This window comes from Mesorhizobium sp. M2E.F.Ca.ET.219.01.1.1, assembly GCF_004016445.2.
GTDB lineage: Bacteria > Pseudomonadota > Alphaproteobacteria > Rhizobiales > Rhizobiaceae > Mesorhizobium.
Map to the genome: position 1 here is coordinate 1 of NZ_SADT02000309.1, position 278 is coordinate 278.

Genomic DNA, 278 nt, shown 5'->3' on the forward strand with positions numbered 1-278 from the left:
AAAAGACCCTGACGCCGGCGGCCAGCCGCGCGCTGGCGGAGGCTGAGGCGAGGCGCCGGAAATATCGCGAAAAGGAAGCCGCGATGCCCAAGGAAATCGGCGGCCGCGGCGGCAAGGAACCCGGCCGCTACGGCGACTGGGAGGTGAAGGGTCTCACCAGCGATTTCTGAGAGAATATCCAGGTGAGGCCGGCCTGACCTGAATCTCACGCATCCTAGGCTGCATCGCGCTGTGGTTCGAGGACGATCCAGCCGTCGTCGGTCGCGACGCCGAGCGCG

General features: G+C 66.5%; 1 protein-coding gene. It reads left to right on the forward strand.

Annotated elements, in window-relative coordinates:
- Positions 1-8 precede the first annotated feature (8 nt).
- Positions 9-170 (forward strand): DUF1674 domain-containing protein, encoded by a 162-nt coding sequence (locus tag EN862_RS35960; protein WP_245519837.1) that lies wholly within the window; start codon positions 9-11, stop codon positions 168-170.
- The last annotated feature ends 108 nt before the right edge of the window (positions 171-278 follow it).